The sequence below is a fragment of the Trichocoleus sp. DQ-A3 genome, assembly GCF_039961975.1.
Lineage (GTDB): Bacteria > Cyanobacteriota > Cyanobacteriia > Cyanobacteriales > FACHB-T130 > FACHB-T130.
In genome coordinates this window covers 47,535-66,709 of record NZ_JAMPKC010000022.1, presented here as the reverse complement: position 1 = coordinate 66,709, position 19,175 = coordinate 47,535, and the positions used below count along the sequence as shown (strand labels likewise).

The following is a 19,175-nucleotide window of genomic DNA, read 5'->3' as shown; positions in this document are numbered from 1 at the left end:
CTAAAATTATCTAAATCCCTGCCCCGTCGAGGAACTCCGTAATCAGCCGATTAGAAGCATTTGAAATTATCGCCTTCTGAAGGCTAGCGTGCATGGCAACGGGTACCTTTCTTTGAATTTTTAACGATTCAATTTCCTCCTCTAAAAATTGAATCCGGTCAAACAAAGCCCGTATTACTTCCGCTTCTGGATCTTGCAGGCTTTCATTGTTAACGGAAGCATCCAAATTATCTTTGCGGCGGACAATTCGACCCGGAACGCCAACTACCGTGGAATGAGACGGAATATCCCGCAAAACAACGGAACCGGCACCGATACGGACGCTATTTCCAATGTGAATATTTCCTAATACCTTCGCACCCGCTCCTACTACGACATTTTCTCCTAAGGTTGGGTGGCGTTTGCCTATTTCTTTGCCAGTACCACCGAGCGTTACGCCTTGGTAAATCAGGGCGTTGTCTCCCACAATTGCAGTTTCTCCAATCACAACGCCAATGCCGTGATCGATGAAAACGCCTTTGCCAATTTTAGCTCCCGGATGAATTTCAATTCCCGTGAAGAAACGAGCCAAGTGGGAAATCAAGCGAGGAATGAAGGGAAACCCAAGGCAATAAAGCCAGTGCGCCACCCGATGAAAGAAAAGTGCCTGTAAGCCTGGATAGCAGAACAGCACCTCCAGCCAATTGCGTGCTGCTGGGTCGCGCTGAAAAATTATTTGGAAATCAGCGATCGCAGTTTTCAGCAAGAGGCGCTTCTCCCTTCAAGTGTGAGATGGACAGCAAGCAAATTGAATCCCCCGTAATTTTGTAGGGATACCGTAATTTTGCTCCTAAGTAGGAGTATGTCATAGCCTATCTACAAAAACAATCATAAAACTGCATAATTCCTATCGACGAACCGTAGTATACTGGAAAACGTTCTTGGCTTGAGAGAATCCCATGCGATGGACTGTCCTGTAAGGTGAGGTACGCTTTCCTGGCTCTCCTAGAACTAGCCAGCCACCACAAGCCGCGAGACTTCCTGCAAATAGACCACATCGCTGCCGGTCAACAAATACCAGACCGCTATTTAGCGCAGGTGTTGATGACGTTGTGGCGCTGCGGTTTAGTCCTCAGTCAACGAGGCGCTTTCATCAGGTTATTTGTTGGCGGAGGAACCCCAGCGAATTACGGTGTGACAGGTGCTGGCTTGTTTAGAGGGGACAGAGAAACTGGAACCCTTGAGTCTAACTGCTTCGCAAACCCTTGAAGACTTTGCGATTAAGGAAATTTGACAGGAAGCACCGACAGATAGGATTCGCCACGGGCGATCGCTTCACGCCGTCTTGCAGTGCGAGACGTTACAGGATCTGCTCTCGAAATGGGATGAGAGTCAACAGTTGAGTCCATGTTTTACATCTAACTTTGGCGGAGTAGTAAAGATGCGAATTGCTCATAATGTCACGGAATTAGTTGGTCATACGCCTCTGGTTGAGCTGAATCGGATTCCGCAATCTGAAGGCTGTGTAGCGCGAATTGTTGCGAAGTTGGAGGGGATGAACCCGACCGCTTCAGTAAAAGACCGCATTGGTGTCAGCATGATTCAAGCTGCTGAGGAGGCGGGTTTCATTCAGCCGGGAAAAACGATTATCATTGAGCCTACTTCTGGAAACACTGGCATTGCGCTGGCGATGGTAGCGGCAGCGAAAGGCTACGCCTTGATTTTGACGATGCCAGAGACGATGAGCCAAGAACGGCAAGCGATGCTCAAAGCTTATGGTGCCCAGCTGGAACTGACTCCTGGAGCTGAAGGCATGAAGGGAGCGATCGCCAGAGCCGAACAAATTGCGGCGACAACTCCGAATGCTTTTGTACCGCAACAGTTTCGCAACCCAGCCAATCCCCAAATCCATCGGGAAACGACAGCCGAGGAAATTTGGGCTGATACTGACGGTGAAGTAGATTTCTTGGTTGCGGGAATTGGGACGGGTGGCACGCTGACTGGAGTGGCTGAGGTCATCAAGGCACGAAAACCGAGTTTTAAAGCGATCGCTGTAGAACCAGTTAGCAGTCCAGTTCTCTCTGGAGGTCAGGCGGGAGCGCATAAAATTCAAGGGATTGGTGCTGGATTCATCCCAGAAGTTCTCCGAACAGAGCTAATCGATGAAGTGATTGCTGTTACGGATGAGGAGTCGATTTATTACGGTCGCCGCTTGGGTCGAGAAGAAGGATTGTTGTCGGGTATCTCTGCGGGAGCTGCTTTAGGTGCTGCAATTCGGATTGCTAAACGTGAAGAGAATGCAGGTCGTTTGATTGTTATGGTGCAACCCAGTTTTGGCGAACGTTATCTGAGTACACCGTTATTTCGAGAACTGGAACCTCAGGAAGCTCAGGCTTCTCCAATTCTGGTTTAAACCCACGGTTGGAGTGGTTGTATCGCTGCATTAGTGCCAATACGTTGATGCAAGACGCGATCGCATTTATTTTGTTTGCGATCGCGCAGTAAAAACATTCATGGCACCTCTGGGAGGTGACATCACTCCAGGTAGGGCACCCACCAGAGGTGCCCCTACATTCTCTGCAAACGGAGAGAGCGATCGCCAGTTTAGTTTTATGGTTGCTTTTAACCGATTCTTAACCTAAATTGATTTTTAAAGTACAGTAAATCGGGCGGATTACCGTATTTACTGTGAAATAGGGAAGATATCGCCTAGCCAGTCATAAATAACTGGGCTAGAGTAGCCCAGTTTTTCATCAGTACATTGGGGGACTGAGGGATAAGTGTTCTAGTTATTCTGGGAGTTCCACCAATGAGTTCGATGTTTTTCAGTCCAAGCGATTGGCAGAGCGTAACTTTTAGGCTTACCACTGCACTACTGGTTGGTGGCGCGATTGGCATGAACCGCCAACAGCCTGGTAGACCTGCTGGCTTAAGAACTTTCATGATAGTTAGCTTAGGTGCTGCCGCATTTGTAATGATTCCCTTGCAGGTGGATGGTGACAATACCTTTTCTTCTTCCAATGCTCTGAGTCGTACCATCCAAGGCGTTGCTACGGGAGTCGGGTTTCTGGGTGCAGGAATGATTCTGCAACAATCTCATCAAAAACTTAGAAAAGCCGAAGTTAAGGGGCTAACTTCCGCCGCAACTATTTGGTTGGCGGCTGGATTGGGAGCAGCCGCAGGCTGCGGATTATGGCGAATGAGTCTGATTGGAACGCTATTTGCATTGGTGGTTCTTAGTGGAGTGAAGAAACTCAAGAAGTCTCCCTTGATTCGTCTTTACGATGACAATCGGACAAAAATACCGGAAAAAGACGCTGCATCGAATCAAGATGCAGCGAAGTAATAACTTCATTGGTAGGACTGGTAGGACTTTTAAGAGCGATCGCTGCGATATTTCTTAAGGCTTGGTTGGTGAAACAGACACTACCCATAGAAAACAGCTATGGAATTCTTGCATCTGATTGTGAGAGTTTGCTGACTGATGAGCTTAGTTACCCATCGCGTAACTTTAATTAGAACAAAGTTTAGTAACCTAACCACAAGGTTTTCAGGTTACAAAAATCCAATAGTTTTATTAGGACAGCGATCGCCATCCGATGAAAGCCTATCAAAACTTCTTTTCAGAGTCAAAATTAATGATTTCCCTAGGTGCTTACATAGTAAGCATTTCCATCTGTGCGTGGCGACTGGTAACAGACTCGCTACTTTTAGGCCAGATAAAACGTCAGAATTCACTGATGAATCCTCAGTTTCTCCTAGCCTATCAAGAACAAGACCCTACAACTTCGACAGATGCTTTGTAACAAAATTTGAATCACTTGTCTCGACCGTTGGATCTGTTGCTACTAAATTTTCATGCACTGATAGAAGTCAACCGATGCTCAGCGGATTCTCGGTCTGTACCCCTGTAAATGGTTATGAGTATTAGCTGTATCACTTGTTCAATCAAACAAGTTCAGGGATAGATTGGACACTAGCTCCTGAGAGATTAGTCGTTTATTTAAACAATTCTACGCCAATTCGGTCGGAATACCGTAATATATATCCAAAGACTGATATTCAGTAAAGATTTTCTGTATAAATATATCTATAAGTCTTAAAGTACAGTAACCCCACCGAAAAGCCGGAGTTAACACCAAGTTACAACTAAATAAAGCATAACTATCTGGATTCAGAACCATCGTTCATGGCAATCAAAAATGCATCATGAACAATCGAGCTTATTTAATAAAAGCTGCAAACCGCTACAAGTAACAACTTAGCTGGAGAATGACTGATGTTGTTATCGTGCGCCTTCGCATCTTCCACCCGCTCCAGGCTCACAATCCAGTCAACAGATGGAAATTGAGTTTACCTTCTCTTTAACTGGGTTGATGAGGGTGTGATTCTCCATCGGGTACTAATTTTCGTTTCCTTGAGACATTTATAAGGATACCTATGAACCATCTCACCGCTCCGCTAGTTACAACTCTTCAGCCTCGTTTTGACGTTCGTGACAGTTCGTGACAGATGGAGGTTATCTATTTATTCTTTACAGATCATCTCAATCCTATCGAGCTCTTTGAATCTGAGTAAATTTAATTACAATTCTCTTTCGTAATCATGTTAAAATATCGGTTTTTATTAACATCTCTGATAGTTCTCACCTTCGGGATAACCTCTTGTAGTAGAGAAGAGGAAAAAAAGGCTCAGGTGAGTATTGATGGTGGAGCAGTAGGCTTTCCTATCCATCAATCGGTGGCTGAAGAATTTCAAAAGGTTAAACCTGATGCTCAGGTTAGTGTAGCTTCAAGCGGTACTGGCGGCGGCATGAGCAAGTTTTGTGCTGGAGAAATTGATATCGTTGGTGCTTCACGTTCCATTAGGGATGAAGAAATCAAAAGATGTAAAAAGAAGGGTATTGATTTTGTAGAACTGCCTGTTGCTTTAGACGGAATTGCCGTGATTGTCAATCGTCAAAATAACTTTGCTAAATGCTTGACTATCGAGGAACTTAACAAAATTTGGAATTCCAAATCAGACCGCAAAATAACCAACTGGAATCAAATTAATTCAAAGTTCCCCGACCAGCGGCTCAAGCTTTATGCTCCTGCTTCTGATACTGGAACGTTTGATTATTTCACACAAGCTGTCACTGGCAAAGCAAAAAATAGCCGCACAGACTACACTCCTAGTCACAATCAAAACGTTCTTGTCCAAGGAATTGCGGGCGACACAAATGCTATAGGTTACGTGGGGATATCTTACTATATGGAAAACCAAGACAAGCTGAACTTGGTTGGTGTGGAAAGTCCAAAAGGAGAGTGTGAAAAACCAGTTCCGCTAGACAATGTTGTTAGAAACATTTATCTACCTTTATCGCGTCCCCTCTTTATCTATGTCAGCAAGACTGCCCTAGATAACAAACCTTCGGTAAGAGAGTTTGCTGAGTTCTATCTAGAGAATTCGTGGAAATGGGTCGATCAAGTTGGTTATGTAGCGCTACCCGACGAGGCTTACCACAAGGTAAAACAAAAACTTGCCTCTGGGCAAACGGGTTCTAAATTTAAAGATGCAAAACCTGGCGAGCCGATCGCAAATCTTCTTTAAGAGGAACATAAAATCTACAACAAAGCTTGAAGAAGATTACTCAATTAGTAACAGCATTTTTAGCTGAACTTTATTTATGCAAAATACAAACTTTAGCAATCAATTTAATGGCGCATCCAGGCGATCGCTTGAAAAGCAAGCGTCTGACGATATCCAGGAAAAAATTATCGAGGCGATCTTATTTTGTTGCGCCTTGATTTCTGTCCTCACTACGTTTGGAATTGTTTTTATCATCTTCCGGGTAACGTTTGATTTTTTCCAAGAGGTTTCGTTTGCTCAGTTCTTTCTCGATACTAAGTGGACACCTTTATTTGCAGAGAAACATTTTGGAATTTGGCCTTTGATCAATGGCACTCTAATGACTACGGCTATTGCTATGCTCGTTGCCATTCCTCTGGGTTTATGTTCAGCTATCTATTTAGCCGAATATGCTTCACCCAAGGTAGCAAGAATTTTACGCCCGGCGGTAGAACTGTTAGGGGGAGTACCTACTGTTGTCTATGGCTACTTTGCACTTTTATTTGTTACACCTGTTCTACGCTTATTCCTTCCCCTAGAAATTTTTAACGCCTTAAGCGCTGGGCTAATGATGGGAATAATGATTAGCCCTACAGTGGGTTCCATCAGCTTAGATGCCATACAATCTGTGCCTCGCTCTTTGCGCGAAGGAGCTTACGCAATCGGCGTAACTAAATTGGAAACTATCATCAAAGTTGTCCTTCCTGCCGCTCTTTCTGGAATTGCTGCCTCGATTATTCTAGGCATTTCTAGAGCCGTTGGTGAAACGATGACGGTTCTAATTGCTGCTGGGCAAGAGCCACGAATAAGCCTTAATCCCTTCCAATCAGTGGAAACAATGACAGCTTATATGGCTCAGATTTCAGGGGGAGATAGCCCTCGTGGCAGTGTTAATTACAACACTTTATATGCTGTGGGAGCCGTTTTGTTTTTAATAACGCTTGGGTTGAATGTTGTCAGCCATTGGATTTCTAATCGCTTCAGAGAGAAATACGATTAATAAACATGAGTAGTTCTATTTCCCGAAACAAATCCCAGGAACCACAAGGAGAATTTTCTGCGAATGTAGAGCAGAGAGAAAGCACAGGCAAAATATTTGAAATTATCTTTTTGCTTGGTCTATCTATTGGTTTAGTGGTTCTTGCCGTCCTAGTTTTTGATGTCTTTAAGGATGGGTTAGGGCGGCTGTTGAGTCCTGGCTTTCTGACCGAAACTCCTTCCCGGTTCCCCGATAGAGGTGGCATACGCCCTGCTATTTTTGGCAGTATGCTTCTAGGTGGATTAGTCATGTTAATTTCCGTCCCTATCGGTGTAGGAGCGGCTTTGTATCTGGAAGAATATGCACCGAAAGCTTGGTGGACGGATATTATCGAGATTAACGTTAGTAATCTCGCTGGAGTCCCTTCAATTGTTTACGGTCTACTGGGATTAGGGGTTTTCAATTATCTTTTGAATTTCGGGCCAGCTTTACTTTCAGGGGCACTAACGTTATCGTTGCTGTCTTTACCAGTAATTATTGTGACAGCCAGAGAAGCAATTCGAGCTGTTCCCGATTCTTTACGGCAAGCTTCTTATGGCTTAGGTACAACCAAATGGCAAACGGTGTGGAGTCACGTCTTACCTTATGCGATTCCAGGCATCTTAACAGGGGTGATTATTTCCATCTCCCGTGCGATTGGCGATGCGGCTTCTTTAATTGTTGTCGGAGCTGTGAGTTTTCTCACATTTAATCCTGGGTTGTTTCAGCGCTTTATGGCTCTGCCCATTCAAATTTATACCTATATCACTCGCCCTGAGCCTGGTTTTGCTAATGCAGCAGCAGCGTCAATCATTGTTTTACTGTTATTGATTTTGGTCTTAAATGGTACTGCAATATACCTTCGACAACGCTTCTCTACCTTTAAATAGGGTTTCAATCAAAGTTATGAGTTTGTAGCTTTAATTTAAAAAATGGCTCAGATGCCTCGTAATTATTTCGTAGCGTAAACTCAAAACTCAACGTTCAAAGCTTGAATGTAATAAATACTGGAAACTACACAATATGCGCTCACCAAAAAAATCTCAAAGCACGCAAACTAGCCCAGTTCTTAACGCCCAAGGTGTTAAAGTTTACTACGGTGATTTTCTGGCGCTTCAGGAAGTCGATATGGAAATTCCTGAAAGAAAAATCGTCGCCTTTATTGGCCCTTCAGGATGTGGAAAAAGCACCTTCTTGCGATGCTTCAACCGGATGAACGATCTAATACCTGGAGCAAGGGTAGAAGGCCAGATTAATTACCAGGGTAAAAACATTTATGATGGCAAGATTAATCCGGTAAAAATCCGCCGTCAAGTGGGAATGGTATTCCAGAGACCGAACCCTTTTCCAAAGTCAATTTACGAAAATATAGCCTTTGGCCCTCGTGCCAATGGTTATAAGGGAAATATGGATGAACTGGTAGAGCAATCGCTGCGACGAGCTGCGCTTTGGGATGAGGTGAAAGACAAGTTAAAAGAAAAGGGTACAGCTTTATCTGGAGGACAGCAGCAGCGGCTGTGCATTGCACGAGCGATCGCCATGAAGCCAGATGTTTTATTGATGGATGAACCCTGTTCTGCTCTCGACCCAATTTCAACTCAGCAGGTTGAAGAACTTTGTCGCGAACTTAAAGAACACTACACCATGATTATGGTGACTCACAATATGCAGCAAGCCTCGCGAATCTCAGATTTAACTGGCTTTTTCAATACAGAAACAGATGCGAGTGGCAAGCGGAGAGGAAAATTAGTCGAGTTCAGTCCTACCGAAGAAATTTTCGATTCTCCTCGTACTCAAGAAGCTAAGGCTTACATCAGCGGTAAGTTTGGTTGAGTCATGACAGTAAAAATGCCCGTTATTGCAGCAAGTCTTAGTGAGGATTTTGATGAGCAAGTGGCAATATACTCCCAAGCAAGGGATGCAGGCGCTCGCGCAAGTTCAGCATTATCTTGTTAATGCTTTGCAAGCTATTGGACAATGGTGCCAACAACCGATAAGAAGTTGGTGGAAGGGACGTTCTCTATGGCGCTTTGTATCCGTGTTTTTGGTAGGAGTTGGCTTGAGCATGGCGATCGCTGCTTGTGGCAGCAACGCTAACTCAGCTTCTAAGGGTGGAGACGTAAAATTATCCCTTGTCTCCTATTCGGTTACTCAAGCAGCTTACGAGAAGATCGTACCGAAATTTGTAGAAAAGTGGCAAAAAGAACATAATCAAAACGTCACTATCGAGCAGAGTTATGGCGGATCTGGTTCCCAAGCTCGTGCTGTCATTGATGGCTCGCAAGAAGCAGATATCGTCCATCTCTCACTTGCCCTTGACACCCATAAAATTGAGGAAGCCGGTTTAATTGAACCCGGTTGGGAAAGAAAATCTCCCAGAGGTGGCATTGTTACCCGTTCCGTCGTCGCTATTGTTACCCGCCCTGGCAACCCGAGAGGCATCAACACTTGGGAAGACTTGACAAAAGATGGTCTGAGTATCATTACCGCTAACCCCAAAACATCTGGTATTGCTATTTGGAATTTCCTGGCTTTGTGGGGTTCTGTGACTCAAAAAGGGGGCGATGAAGCTCAAGCCCGGGAGTTTGCAACCAAAGTCTATAAAAACGTCCCCGTGCTAACCAACAATGCGCGTCAGGCGAGCGATATATTTTTTAAGCAAGGTAAGGGAGATGTCTTACTCAACTACGAAGACGAGGTAATTTTGGCTCAGCAGAATGGTGAGAAACTACCTTCTGTGGTACCCGACGTTAACATTTCGATCGACAACCCTGTCGCTCTTGTAGACAGAAACGTAGATAAACACGGCACCAGACAAATTGCACAAGCATTTGTCGATTTTCTTTACACAACTGAAGCCCAACAAGAATTTGCAAAGTTAGGATATCGTCCCGTTAATCCTAGCGTGGTAGCAGAAGTAGCTCAGAATTATCCCCAACTCAAAACCCTCTTCACCGTTCAAGATTTGGGGGGTTGGGATGATGTCCAGAAGAAATTCTTTGCTGAGGGGGCAATTTTTGACCAAATTCAGGTTGCTGGCAAGATATGAGCCTGCTGATTACACAAGGGCGAGTCCAGCGCGTGCATCCCACTTTTGTAAAACGCCTGACGAGTAAACTCTAGGCGATACAAACGAAGGCTGCCTAGGCAGCCTTCTCCCGATTGCAGGTTCGCGTGGTTAGGCGCACATCCGGGCGCTCCTACAGATGATAAATTTTCAAAAATGGGATGTACGGATGTCAGGACGCGATCGCTACTTTTTCCCCTCGTCATCCCACTTAGCTGAGTTTGTCTACCCAGCCTGGAAAAGATGGCTTGAGAAAGATTCTGACCATCAACCATTTAATCTCGACACATCAACTGTAGATTAATTGCCTAAATTTTACAGCTCTTGGGAATTGGACAAGAGCGCCTGTACATGGCAATCTTTCCTCTGCTCCTTAGTGCCTTGTAATCAATGCGTAGCTAGGCTCTCGTGAGTTATTTTCCGAGTGGAGTTTCCCATCGAACCAGCCAGCCTCATCCCTCAGGTAGAAGTGTTCTTAGTTTTATGGTATTAAATGTACAGTAACTTGAGCGATTAACCGTAGATTCAAGGTATTCATCTAAACCTAATTCGGTTTGTTTATCAAGGGAACCAGTACTTAAGGAAAATGGGGAAAGAGTCGCTATGAGTATTTTGATTCAAGACGTATCTAAACGATTTGGCTCCTTCCAGGCGGTTTCAGAGGTGAATTTAGATATTAAAAGTGGCTCTTTAGTGGCGCTTTTGGGACCTTCTGGATCGGGGAAATCCACTTTATTGCGGCTGATTGCTGGCTTAGAGGCTCCAGACAGCGGCAGAATCAGAATTGCCGATCGGGATGTGACTCAGCAAAGCGTGCGATCGCGCGGCATCGGCTTTGTGTTTCAGCACTATGCGCTGTTTAAGCACATGACCGTCCGCCAGAATATTGCCTTTAGTCTAGAGTTACGCAAAGCGCCCAAAGTCAGGATTCGACACCGGGTAGAGGAACTTTTAGACTTGGTGCAGCTTAATGGGTTTGGCGATCGCTACCCATCTCAGCTTTCTGGGGGACAGCGGCAACGGGTGGCTTTGGCGAGAACCTTGGCTGTCGATCCCGAAGTCTTGCTGTTGGATGAGCCATTTGGAGCTTTGGATGCCAAAGTACGTAAAGAACTGCGAGCTTCGTTGCGACACTTACACGAACGGGTGAATGTCACCACCGTTTTTGTCACCCACGACCAAGAAGAAGCAATGGAACTTGCCGATCAAATTGTGGTGTTTAACAAAGGTCGGGTAGAACAGGTCGGGACTGCCGCAGAGATTTATGACCATCCAGCAACCCCGTTTGTGATGAGTTTCGTTGGCCCGGTGAATGTTCTACCAAGTTCTGCTGGTATTTTTCGCTTATCAAAGTTGGACTCGCCAACTTCTCATGTGTTTTTGCGTCCCCACGATGTCGCGATCGAGACTACGCCTGAGGAAAATGCTGCCCCAGCTAAGGTCAACCGCATTGTGCATCTAGGTTGGGAAGTTCAAGTTGAGTTGAGGTTTAAGGATGGTCAGGAAGTGACAGCCTATCTGACGCGCGATCGCCTGAACCAGTTGCAGCTGCAACCCCAGCAGCTAGTTTATGTCAAACCTAAACACGCCAAAACGTTCCCTGCATACTCATTAAATTGAGGCATAGGACAGCAACAACGTTACTACTTGGTGGTGCCCTTACTCAGAACACAACTCATGGGGTTGAGAGGAGCTGTGAAGACGAAATCAATCACTCCAGCTCCCAGCAGTGTAACGGCAAGGCTGAAAGCTATCACCCAACGGTCTGTCGGTTCGGAGGTATCCTCATCGATGGCATCGCGGATGGCAAAGTAATCCCCAAGAGCAATTAACACCGTCACCAGACCAACCAGGAGAACCGTAAACCTAATTTCCAGCCATTATTGGGACGGTGTGCCTCCCTTGGTGTGGAAGTTGCGAAGGCGCACGATGACGCCGAAATCCATCAGAGCGATCGCAGTCTGCTTCCACACCTAAGAAGTATTCTTAGAATCCCCCGCTTTATCGGCGTGGGGAGAATGTCAATCGGATTAAATTTCGTAGTGCCAGAATGGCTGTTGCTCTTGCAGAACAATGAAGCGATGAGGCAGGCGCTGAATAATTCCCCGCTTCTCAAATTCATTGAGCAGTCGCGTCACCGTGACTCTGGTAGAACCGATGAGTTCGGCAATTTCCTGGTGTGTCAAGCGCAAATCGATCTGTTTTCCTTGCTCGATTTCACGCCCAAACCTTTTCGCCAGCCAAGTTAACAGTCGCAGGAGGGAAGCGTCCACCGATTTGCAATGCAGAATCTCTATGAATTCTTGAAATTGCTGAATATGCAGAATCATAGACTCGGTGGCTTCGTGACACTTGCTAACCGGCAGAACTTTTACCTCTACCAGCGTTAGGCATTCAATTTGATAAGGGTTAGCCTTGGATAGCACTCTGCCAACAATATCTCCTGGTCCCCATAAACCGAGCGTGATGGTTGTGCCGTCTTCGAGCCAGGTTACGGTGCGAACTACCCCAGTCTCAATTTGCCAGAGATAATTCTGCTCTAAGGGTAATAGAGAGCGCCGAGAAAATGTACGTCGCTTCAGGTGAGCAGAGCTAGGTAATAAAAACGGGGAAGCAGTCATGGATAGTCATCCAATTTTAAAACAGCTACGAAAATCCAGAGCGATCGCAATTACAGTTGCCGAACGCTGGTTGCGGGGATGCGTTGAAGAGGTTTCACCAAATATACTATATTCCGCTAGGAAAACTGTGGATTAAAAAAACAAAATTGTCGCATTCCCGAAATTGTGCGGCAATTGATAGCACGGTATGCGAACAAGAATTGCTTGACTCGCTGGAATTGCCCGATTATTTGGGTGCAATTGTATTGATTGACTCTGTGCAGTCAAAAGCTGTGCAGTCAAAAGATGATGACGCGATCGCTCTAATGTACGATGCGGCTACAGGGGGCGGTTACGAGATAATCGGCTCATAGTAGAAAGCAAGGCTGTTGAAGGGAAGCGTTTAGATGTCCGAGCCATTACTCATCGTCGATGTGCAATCTGGTTTTATCAACGACTTCACGCATCATATCCCGGAGCGTGTTGTCCGCCTTCTCCAGCGTCACGAGTACGCGCCAATTCTGTTTACACGCTTTATCAATGTGTCCGACGGACCGTACTATCGCTTTCTGAACTGGCACGGCTGCGATAGCGACGCAGAAACAAGCCTTGTCTCGGAACTCGAATCCTTTGCCAAACCAGAACTTGTGTTCTCAAAGTCGGGACTGTGCGGAATGCCAGAAGAACTGGTGAACTACCTGCGCGAAAATTCGATTGAGCGGATTTCTGTCGTCGGTATCGATACCGATATGTGCGTGTTGAAGATTGCAATGGATCTGTTCGATATCGGCATTGAACCACTTGTACTGACTGATTGCTGCGCCAGTACAGCCGGTTTGCAAGCGCATTTGGCGGGACTAGCGGTACTCAGCCGCAATATTGGTGCCCAACGGTTGCACGATGCGGGTCTTGGAGGAGGCATGCTAGCTGCGCCGTAGAAGCAGCAGATAAATAGTTCGGTTAGTAAAAAGACGTGAGAATTTTCCCTCTATAGAGACGCGAGAGACGCGAAGCAGCACCGCTTCGCGTCTCTACAATCTATGCAACCGAACGAATCATCTTATTTGTTTTTCTGGAGGGTTTTCGCTTGCTCCAGCGTGATTTCTTTCAATGACTGATAGGAACTAGCATTTGATGCCCCTTCAATCGCTTTAACAGCCAGATCCTGAACCTGCTTGAGGGCTGAATCGAGTTGTTTCGAGAGACTGAGAATTCGCGCATCCTGATTGCGAATCGTCTCCTCTAACGACTGAATTCTCTGTTCGTGCAAACGCTTTTGCATTTCCACATCTTTAGCATACAAATCAGACTTAATTTTGGTTTGGTAATGGGCGATGCCTTTGCCTTCTTCCTTGGATTTTTTGATAGCCGCTTCCAGTTCCTTAGGAAATACTTCTACCTTAGCTTTCGCCTCGTCATATTGTTTTTCTCCTTCAGCGATCGCTTTCTCCCGCTCATCCCACTGTTTTTCCTTTTCTTGTTGGAATTCTTCCAGATGCTTATACAAACCTTTCTTGGTTTGATCGTACTCGTCCTGGTTGATGTTGCGTTGGAGTTCTAGATCGTACTTATACTCTTTAGCATCCCGCTGGCGCGTTTTAGCTTGCGTTTCATTGCGCTCCTTAATCGAGCGTTTACGTTCTTCTTGCTCTTTGAACCAAGCGTTTTTTTGCTCTAGTGTTTCTTGTTCTAAATTTTCACGTCTTTGGCTAAGTTCCTCTTCAAAAGTTTTGGAACTTTCTTCATACTGTTGGATGAGCGTATCCAACATTCCTTCTGCGATTTCTAAATTATGTAGTTCTTCTAATTGTTTAACTTCTGTGGCGACTGAACCCCTGAGTTCTTGTAGCTTAGAAGCTTCTAATGTCAGTTTCTCTGACAACTCGCTGACAGCACTCCCGAATCCTAATTGCAGCTTTGCCAGACTTTCAATTACCCGCTCCATTTTTTGTTGATCCGCAGCAGCCTGATTCATTGTTATCCTCGATTCCAATGGTTGTTTCTCTTTAATCGCTGGTGGTTTACTTTGATTCAGTTGCTTCAGTTGCGAGTCTAACGCTGCTTTCTCTTTACTTAATTCCTCATACGCCGCTAAGATTTCAGCCTTGGTGTTTTTGTCGTTGGGTTTTCTTGCCATTGATAATCTCCTATTTTTGAGAACCGCTATTTATGGAGCCAGATAAAAGCGAATTTCTAATTTCTCTTTTCCGTGCCTGTTAATTTAGCGGAGGAGTTGTCAAAGGCTCTCATGGCAATATCTTGTGCTTGCTTCAAGGCAGCTTGAAGTTGAGCAGTCATTTCTGTTATTTGTTCAGATTGTTTTTTAATTGTCTGCTCTAGGGATTGAATTTTAAATTCATTCGCTTGTTTAGTCGCTTCCCACTCTTTTTCATACAAATCAGCTTGCACTTTAGCGTCTTGGTGAACGTCTTTAATTGCCTCTTCTCTGGCTTTTTTAACAGCGTCCTCCAATTCTTTAGGAAATCCTTCTATTTTCTTTTGATGCTTCGTAAATTCTGCTTGACGCTTTGTCAGACTGTTTTCTCGCTCTGACCACTGTTTTTCTTTCTCTTTTTCAGATTGTTGCAATTCCCGTTCCAGGTTTCGCTTAATTTCTTCGTACTCATCTGTCTCTATTTTCCGAGTACGTTCTAAATCGTATTGATATTCTTCAACTTCCCGCTGGCGTTCGGCAGTTAATAGAGCATTTTGTTCTTGGAGTGTCGTTTCAAATTCTTCCTGTTCTTTTTGCCAAGATTTGCGGATGGTAGACTGTTGTTTTTCCAGTGCTTCCCGTTCGCTGGCTATTTTTTGTTCAAGGGATTTTAGGTTTTCTTGGTGTCCTTGCGTTAAGATGTGCAGCGCATCTGCTACTACTCTGATTTGCTGAAGTTCTTGCAAATGCTGCGTTTCAATGTCTAGCGCCCGTTTTAGTTCGTCTAACTTTGAAGTTTCACCCGTTAATTTTGCGGAGAGTCCAAAAACAATTCCGCCAAACTCTAATTGCAGATCGGCTAGACCTTTGACAATACTATCGATGGTATAATTAGAAGCTGCTTGAAGAACTTCTTTGTTCTTTTCTTTTTCTGCTTCTTGTTCCTTAGTCGCGATTTTTGACTCGATTCTTTTCTTGTCTGCAATTAGTTGTTTGAAGGCTTCCAGAATCTGTTCTTTGCTGTCTTTGGACGCCAATTTATTCATGCTTTTTCTCCATAAAAAAGTTGCTCCGTCGTAGGTAAATTTCCTACAGCAGAGTGTCGCAATCTAACCAGGAACACAGCCTTTAAATAGAACAAATGTTCTACTACTAGTGCAATATACTCAAGGAATTATGGCATTGTCAAGGGAAAATACGCCGGGAAACAGGTGTATAAAAAGTTACTGCTTATAGATGGCCTGAGCAGGTAGTCGCCCATGCCAACATTTCAGCAGGCACGGCAATGCCGTACCCCTGCACCGGGGAACGAGAAGGTGAGGTGGGGATGAGAGTTAGTAGGTTGATTGGGTAAGGGTTTGGTGAATTTGGTCTAACACTTCTGCCATCGATAGGGTGGGCACGCGCAGAATTTTGGTAGCGATCGCGCTGAGGATTTCCGGCAACTCTAAGGTAGGTTCATCGACCCCATCATTTTGATGCTCAAGCACCAAAATCGGCGGCAGAAAAGGCATCTGTCTCAAGGAAGCCAGCGCCTCCATCAAGGCTGGATTTAGCTCCATGTCTGCCAGATCGATCAGCAATAAATCAACGTTTTGCTGTTGAAGTTGCCGCAATACTTCAGTCCAAGAGCGTGAAAGTATACTTCTAAACCCGGCTTTTTGTAGGTAGTGAATCAGAGGCGATGCCTTCGAGCTGCCCCGCTGGGGTTTCGCGAACAATCGAGGGTCGAAGGCTTCGGTGGTCGGGTAGCGATTGACGCTTGCCGACAAATCCATCAGCGATCGCGCATCGACGACTAAAATGCTTGGCTTACAGCTCATCCCGACGGCAATCTGAATCACCTGCAATAAGGCGGCGGTGTGATCGTTCCCATCTCCTGCCAAACAGGGAAAGACACAAAGACTGCTCACTTGATTTGCCGCCTCAGTCGTCGGGCGATCTAGCGTTACTAAAGGTAGAGAAGCTAGGGTCGTCTGTGAGGCAAGTTGTTGGAGATAGACAAGCGGATCTTCTAGACCCCCACCATCGAGGATAACGACATCCGGCTGCCAAACGCGAGCCAGAAGTTCTGCCTGTTCTAGATCGTCGGCTTCTAGAACCCGGTGATTTGGCGAGAGTCCCAATGCGGTGGGCGAAAATTCTATCGCGGCTTGCTCAAGAGAAGTGAGATGTAAAATCGTCAGGCTGACGTTGGTGCATTGCTTTGGCTTGGTTAAACAAGTCAGGCTGTGGCGTAAAGTTTCCGCCTGGACGGGCAGCGTTAAAAAGCCGTCTGCTCGGTTGGAGGCGGCTTGCTCTTTTTCAGCGTTAGCGGCTGTCACGATGACTGGAATGTGGCAGGTTTGGTCGTCTGATTTGAGCAGAGTCAGCACGTCCCAGCCGGAAAGCAGGGGCAAGCACGGGTTGAGCAGTATGGCTTGTGGCTGAAATCGCCGTGCTTTTTCGAGGGCTTCTGTCCCGGAACGAGCGATCGCAGCTCGATAGCCTAAACTGGTGAGTTGCTGAGTGAGATGGTCGATGTACTGAGGTGCGGCTTCGACGATCAAAATCAACCGATTGCGGTTCAAGGATGAACGATGGGGAGTGAAGGATGCATCCCGATTTTTTTGAGCCTTCATCCGGCTTCCTTCCTCCTTGCGCGTCGGGGGAATCGGAGGAAGTAGCAGGGTAAACTGGCTTCCCTCACCGGGTTTGGAGATAAAGGAAACATCCCCACCGTGCAGACGAGCCAAACCTTGGGTTAAAACCAGCCCCAACCCCGTCCCGTCAAAGCGGCGGGTCATCGGGTCTTCTAGCTGTTGAAATTTTTGAAAAATTAAATGTTGTTTTGCCTCTGGGATACCAATGCCAGTGTCCCAAACAGTAAAAGCAATCCAGCCTTCCCACCGACTAACTTTCAGTCCAATTTCGCCGCCCGCTTCGGTAAATTTGAGGGCGTTGGAAAGCAGGTGAGTGAGCATCTGGCGCAGACGCAAATCGTCCGCCACAATCGTTTCTAATCCAGGTTCGATACTGAGCGTAAAACCCAGTTCCTCTTTGGCGTTGCTGACTGGTTCATGCCCCGTTGCCGGTTGGTCTTTTAAGGTCTGGAGTTGTCTCGCTTGAGATAAGGCGCGATCGCACACTGTCAGAAGATTCACGGGTTCTGGCGACAGTTCCAACTGCCCCGTCTCCATGCGGGTCAAATCTAAAATATCGTTGACCACCGTCATCAACTGACGCCCACTCTGATGAATCAGCTTTGCATAGCGTTCCTGACGCTCGTTCAGCTGTCCCAGTACCCGATCCTTGAGCAAGCTGGATAAACCCAGCACGGAAGTTAGGGGAGTCTTCAGTTCGTGGCTGATACAGGCTAAAAACTCATCTTTCATCCGGTTGAGTTGCACCAAATCCGCATTTTTAGCCGTTAGTTCCTTGGCAACCTGCTGCTGTTCCGTGATATCAGTTGCCATCACCAGCCATAAGTCAGTGCCGAGTGCTGAAGATTGCGGGTCAGGATTCAGTGAAGAGGAAGAAGCGGGAAGATAAGAATTTCCTCGGAACTCCTGTACTGGGGTTTTGCCTAAGGTTTCGAGAAGTTCTAACTCAGCCCCGTTCTGCCACAGGGGAATTTTGACAAACTGCCAAATGCGCTCGTTGCTCTTTTTCCAGGTTCTAGAAGGTTGGGTTGCTGAGGAATTATCGAGAGGGTTATTTAGAGTCAGGGTGGCTTCTGTCGCTGACATCACGCTGGCAGAATCACCGCTAACAGAGGCTTCATCTGCACCCAAATCGGATCGGTTGCTTTGCTTTGAAGGCTCCCATCGCCGAGCAGGCTGAATTTCCTGGGCGCTAGAACTTCCGGCGAATATCTCGCTCCACACCGAGGGCAAGGAATCTAATCTGGCAGGTGCCTCTTGCTGTACTACGGGTGGGTTAAAGCTTTCCCCAATCTGCTGACGCCAAGTTAGGTTCTGGGCGATCGCTTGTCCAGAACTTGTTTGCAACCTTAAAGGCAATGGCAGTTGTTCCAACAGTTGCACTAAGGTTTTGTGCCCGCCGTGCGATTGCCCCACTTGTCCCCCTGTCGGCTTCTCCGCAGCAGGGCGTTGAACTGTGTTTGTTGCGACTGACCAAGGGAAGGGCGGTTTGCGTAGATGTCCGGATGCCTGGAGGGCGGCTTCTCGGAGCGGGGTTGCTTCCCGCAAGGCGATCGCGTCTTCTTGGAGTTCTTCTGGGGTATAGGCTTGGGAAGCTCTCTTCTGACTACTGCCGATGCCCCATTCCTCGCTGCCTTCGGCGGTTGCCATGAATTTCAAGATCCGCTGGCTATCTAACAAACCCAAGAATTGATGAGTGGGATCGACCACAGCCCAATGTTGCGGTGTTTGGGAATTGCATGAGCGCAAATACAGGCGAAATTCCTTCAGAGACAGCTGACTCGGTAACGTTGTCAACCGTTCAATCAGCGGAAAATTTAGATGACACAGAGGTTGCTGTAAATCCAGCGTCAAAGGAGCAACTAAATAATTTTTTTGGCTGAACGAATTTGTTACTAGAAGATGAGGCATCATTGCCCGCAGATTGATGACTCCCAGTGGATGTTGTTGTTCGCTGACCACCACCAGGCGATCGCAACTACCAGAGCTAAAAATCTCCAGCACCCTCACCAATGCCACTGTTTGTTCGCAAACGGGAACTGGCTCGATAAATTCCTTTAAACTGGGAGTGGATATGGACATGACCAACCTGGCTAGGGGAAAG

General features: G+C 46.2%; 21 protein-coding genes. 13 read left to right on the top strand and 8 right to left on the bottom strand.

What is annotated here, in order from left to right; all coding sequences use genetic code 11:
- Positions 1-10: 10 nt before the first annotated feature.
- Positions 11-745 (bottom strand): serine O-acetyltransferase, encoded by a 735-nt coding sequence (gene cysE / locus NDI44_RS23000; RefSeq protein WP_190415958.1) that lies wholly within the window; start codon positions 743-745, stop codon positions 11-13.
- Positions 746-960: 215 nt separating this feature from the next.
- Between cysE and NDI44_RS22995 the strand changes: the two genes are divergently transcribed.
- Positions 961-1,248, top strand: a complete 288-nt coding sequence (locus NDI44_RS22995) for an Rrf2 family transcriptional regulator (protein WP_339380844.1) — start codon at positions 961-963, stop codon at positions 1,246-1,248.
- Between the two features lie 11 nt (positions 1,249-1,259).
- On the opposite strand, the gene NDI44_RS22990 is transcribed toward NDI44_RS22995, so the two are convergent.
- Entirely contained in the window at positions 1,260-1,388 is a 129-nt protein-coding gene (locus NDI44_RS22990; protein ID WP_277877696.1) for a hypothetical protein, read from the bottom strand.
- Positions 1,389-1,420: 32 nt separating this feature from the next.
- Here NDI44_RS22990 and cysK point away from each other — a divergent pair, with 32 nt between their 5' ends.
- From cysK to NDI44_RS22950, 8 genes are all read left to right on the top strand, one after another.
- A complete protein-coding gene (gene cysK / locus NDI44_RS22985) occupies positions 1,421-2,392 on the top strand; it encodes a cysteine synthase A (RefSeq protein WP_190415957.1) in 972 nt (323 codons plus the stop codon).
- Positions 2,393-2,492: 100 nt separating this feature from the next.
- On the top strand, positions 2,493-2,621 hold the full coding sequence (locus NDI44_RS22980; RefSeq protein ID WP_277877695.1) for a hypothetical protein: 129 nt from the start codon (positions 2,493-2,495) through the stop codon (positions 2,619-2,621).
- 176 nt (positions 2,622-2,797) lie between these two features.
- The gene (locus NDI44_RS22975; RefSeq protein WP_190415964.1) at positions 2,798-3,325 is read left to right on the top strand and encodes an MgtC/SapB family protein; all 528 of its coding nucleotides are present in this window, start codon (positions 2,798-2,800) and stop codon (positions 3,323-3,325) included.
- A 1,259-nt stretch (positions 3,326-4,584) separates the two neighbouring features.
- Complete coding sequence (locus tag NDI44_RS22970) at positions 4,585-5,571, top strand: PstS family phosphate ABC transporter substrate-binding protein (RefSeq protein WP_190415956.1); 987 nt, start codon at positions 4,585-4,587, stop codon at positions 5,569-5,571.
- 76 nt (positions 5,572-5,647) lie between these two features.
- Positions 5,648-6,589 (top strand): phosphate ABC transporter permease subunit PstC, encoded by a 942-nt coding sequence (gene pstC, locus NDI44_RS22965; RefSeq protein WP_190415955.1) that lies wholly within the window; start codon positions 5,648-5,650, stop codon positions 6,587-6,589.
- 5 nt (positions 6,590-6,594) lie between these two features.
- Positions 6,595-7,497 (top strand): phosphate ABC transporter permease PstA, encoded by a 903-nt coding sequence (pstA, locus tag NDI44_RS22960; RefSeq protein ID WP_190415954.1) that lies wholly within the window; start codon positions 6,595-6,597, stop codon positions 7,495-7,497.
- Positions 7,498-7,630: 133 nt separating this feature from the next.
- Positions 7,631-8,440, top strand: coding sequence for a phosphate ABC transporter ATP-binding protein PstB (gene pstB, locus NDI44_RS22955; protein ID WP_190415953.1), 810 nt, complete (start codon positions 7,631-7,633; stop codon positions 8,438-8,440).
- 52 nt (positions 8,441-8,492) lie between these two features.
- Positions 8,493-9,656, top strand: coding sequence for a sulfate ABC transporter substrate-binding protein (locus NDI44_RS22950; protein ID WP_190415952.1), 1,164 nt, complete (start codon positions 8,493-8,495; stop codon positions 9,654-9,656).
- On the opposite strand, the gene NDI44_RS22945 is transcribed toward NDI44_RS22950, so the two are convergent.
- Complete coding sequence (locus NDI44_RS22945; protein ID WP_190415951.1) at positions 9,635-9,949, bottom strand: hypothetical protein; 315 nt, start codon at positions 9,947-9,949, stop codon at positions 9,635-9,637. The two genes, NDI44_RS22950 and NDI44_RS22945, sit on opposite strands and share 22 nt — an antisense overlap.
- A gap of 328 nt (positions 9,950-10,277) precedes the next feature.
- On the opposite strand from NDI44_RS22945, the gene NDI44_RS22940 reads away from it, so the two are divergent.
- On the top strand, positions 10,278-11,294 hold the full coding sequence (locus tag NDI44_RS22940; RefSeq protein WP_190415950.1) for a sulfate/molybdate ABC transporter ATP-binding protein: 1,017 nt from the start codon (positions 10,278-10,280) through the stop codon (positions 11,292-11,294).
- Between the two features lie 23 nt (positions 11,295-11,317).
- Here the strand turns inward: NDI44_RS22940 and NDI44_RS22935 are convergent, their stop codons facing one another.
- Complete coding sequence (locus NDI44_RS22935) at positions 11,318-11,515, bottom strand: hypothetical protein (protein ID WP_199305026.1); 198 nt, start codon at positions 11,513-11,515, stop codon at positions 11,318-11,320.
- Between the two features lie 189 nt (positions 11,516-11,704).
- Positions 11,705-12,295 carry a Crp/Fnr family transcriptional regulator gene (locus NDI44_RS22930; protein ID WP_190415949.1) on the bottom strand — a complete coding sequence of 197 codons (591 nt, stop codon included), beginning with the start codon at positions 12,293-12,295 and terminating at the stop codon, positions 11,705-11,707.
- Here NDI44_RS22930 and NDI44_RS22925 point away from each other — a divergent pair.
- The 3 genes from NDI44_RS22925 to NDI44_RS22915 are packed head-to-tail and all read left to right on the top strand — an operon-like array spanning position 12,294 to position 13,212.
- Positions 12,294-12,431 (top strand): hypothetical protein, encoded by a 138-nt coding sequence (locus tag NDI44_RS22925; RefSeq protein ID WP_190415948.1) that lies wholly within the window; start codon positions 12,294-12,296, stop codon positions 12,429-12,431. The two genes, NDI44_RS22930 and NDI44_RS22925, sit on opposite strands and share 2 nt — an antisense overlap.
- Before the next feature lie 10 nt (positions 12,432-12,441).
- Positions 12,442-12,648, top strand: coding sequence for a hypothetical protein (locus tag NDI44_RS22920; RefSeq protein ID WP_190415947.1), 207 nt, complete (start codon positions 12,442-12,444; stop codon positions 12,646-12,648).
- 33 nt (positions 12,649-12,681) lie between these two features.
- The gene (locus tag NDI44_RS22915) at positions 12,682-13,212 is read left to right on the top strand and encodes an isochorismatase family cysteine hydrolase (protein ID WP_190415946.1); all 531 of its coding nucleotides are present in this window, start codon (positions 12,682-12,684) and stop codon (positions 13,210-13,212) included.
- A gap of 122 nt (positions 13,213-13,334) precedes the next feature.
- Here NDI44_RS22915 and NDI44_RS22910 read toward each other — a convergent pair whose 3' ends face one another.
- From NDI44_RS22910 to NDI44_RS22900, 3 genes are all read right to left on the bottom strand, one after another.
- Complete coding sequence (locus NDI44_RS22910) at positions 13,335-14,411, bottom strand: hypothetical protein (RefSeq protein WP_190415945.1); 1,077 nt, start codon at positions 14,409-14,411, stop codon at positions 13,335-13,337.
- Between the two features lie 56 nt (positions 14,412-14,467).
- On the bottom strand, positions 14,468-15,475 hold the full coding sequence (locus tag NDI44_RS22905; protein WP_190415944.1) for a hypothetical protein: 1,008 nt from the start codon (positions 15,473-15,475) through the stop codon (positions 14,468-14,470).
- A 288-nt stretch (positions 15,476-15,763) separates the two neighbouring features.
- Positions 15,764-19,153, bottom strand: coding sequence for an ATP-binding protein (locus tag NDI44_RS22900; protein ID WP_190415943.1), 3,390 nt, complete (start codon positions 19,151-19,153; stop codon positions 15,764-15,766).
- Positions 19,154-19,175 lie beyond the last annotated feature (22 nt).

Bases quoted from the DNA above. Each gene is read 5' to 3' on its own strand.
- NDI44_RS22990 (WP_277877696.1), bottom strand. From the start codon at position 1,388: ATGGACTCAACTGTTGACTCTCATCCCATTTCGAGAGCAGATCCTGTA.
- cysK (WP_190415957.1), top strand. From the start codon at position 1,421: ATGCGAATTGCTCATAATGTCACGGAATTAGTTGGTCATACGCCTCTG.
- NDI44_RS22980 (WP_277877695.1), top strand. From the start codon at position 2,493: ATGGCACCTCTGGGAGGTGACATCACTCCAGGTAGGGCACCCACCAGA.
- NDI44_RS22975 (WP_190415964.1), top strand. From the start codon at position 2,798: ATGTTTTTCAGTCCAAGCGATTGGCAGAGCGTAACTTTTAGGCTTACC.
- NDI44_RS22970 (WP_190415956.1), top strand. From the start codon at position 4,585: ATGTTAAAATATCGGTTTTTATTAACATCTCTGATAGTTCTCACCTTC.
- pstC (WP_190415955.1), top strand. From the start codon at position 5,648: ATGCAAAATACAAACTTTAGCAATCAATTTAATGGCGCATCCAGGCGA.
- pstA (WP_190415954.1), top strand. From the start codon at position 6,595: ATGAGTAGTTCTATTTCCCGAAACAAATCCCAGGAACCACAAGGAGAA.
- pstB (WP_190415953.1), top strand. From the start codon at position 7,631: ATGCGCTCACCAAAAAAATCTCAAAGCACGCAAACTAGCCCAGTTCTT.
- NDI44_RS22950 (WP_190415952.1), top strand. From the start codon at position 8,493: ATGAGCAAGTGGCAATATACTCCCAAGCAAGGGATGCAGGCGCTCGCG.
- NDI44_RS22945 (WP_190415951.1), bottom strand. From the start codon at position 9,949: ATGGTTGATGGTCAGAATCTTTCTCAAGCCATCTTTTCCAGGCTGGGT.
- NDI44_RS22940 (WP_190415950.1), top strand. From the start codon at position 10,278: ATGAGTATTTTGATTCAAGACGTATCTAAACGATTTGGCTCCTTCCAG.
- NDI44_RS22925 (WP_190415948.1), top strand. From the start codon at position 12,294: ATGGATAGTCATCCAATTTTAAAACAGCTACGAAAATCCAGAGCGATC.
- NDI44_RS22930 (WP_190415949.1), bottom strand. From the start codon at position 12,295: ATGACTGCTTCCCCGTTTTTATTACCTAGCTCTGCTCACCTGAAGCGA.
- NDI44_RS22915 (WP_190415946.1), top strand. From the start codon at position 12,682: ATGTCCGAGCCATTACTCATCGTCGATGTGCAATCTGGTTTTATCAAC.
- NDI44_RS22910 (WP_190415945.1), bottom strand. From the start codon at position 14,411: ATGGCAAGAAAACCCAACGACAAAAACACCAAGGCTGAAATCTTAGCG.
- NDI44_RS22905 (WP_190415944.1), bottom strand. From the start codon at position 15,475: ATGAATAAATTGGCGTCCAAAGACAGCAAAGAACAGATTCTGGAAGCC.
- NDI44_RS22900 (WP_190415943.1), bottom strand. From the start codon at position 19,153: ATGTCCATATCCACTCCCAGTTTAAAGGAATTTATCGAGCCAGTTCCC.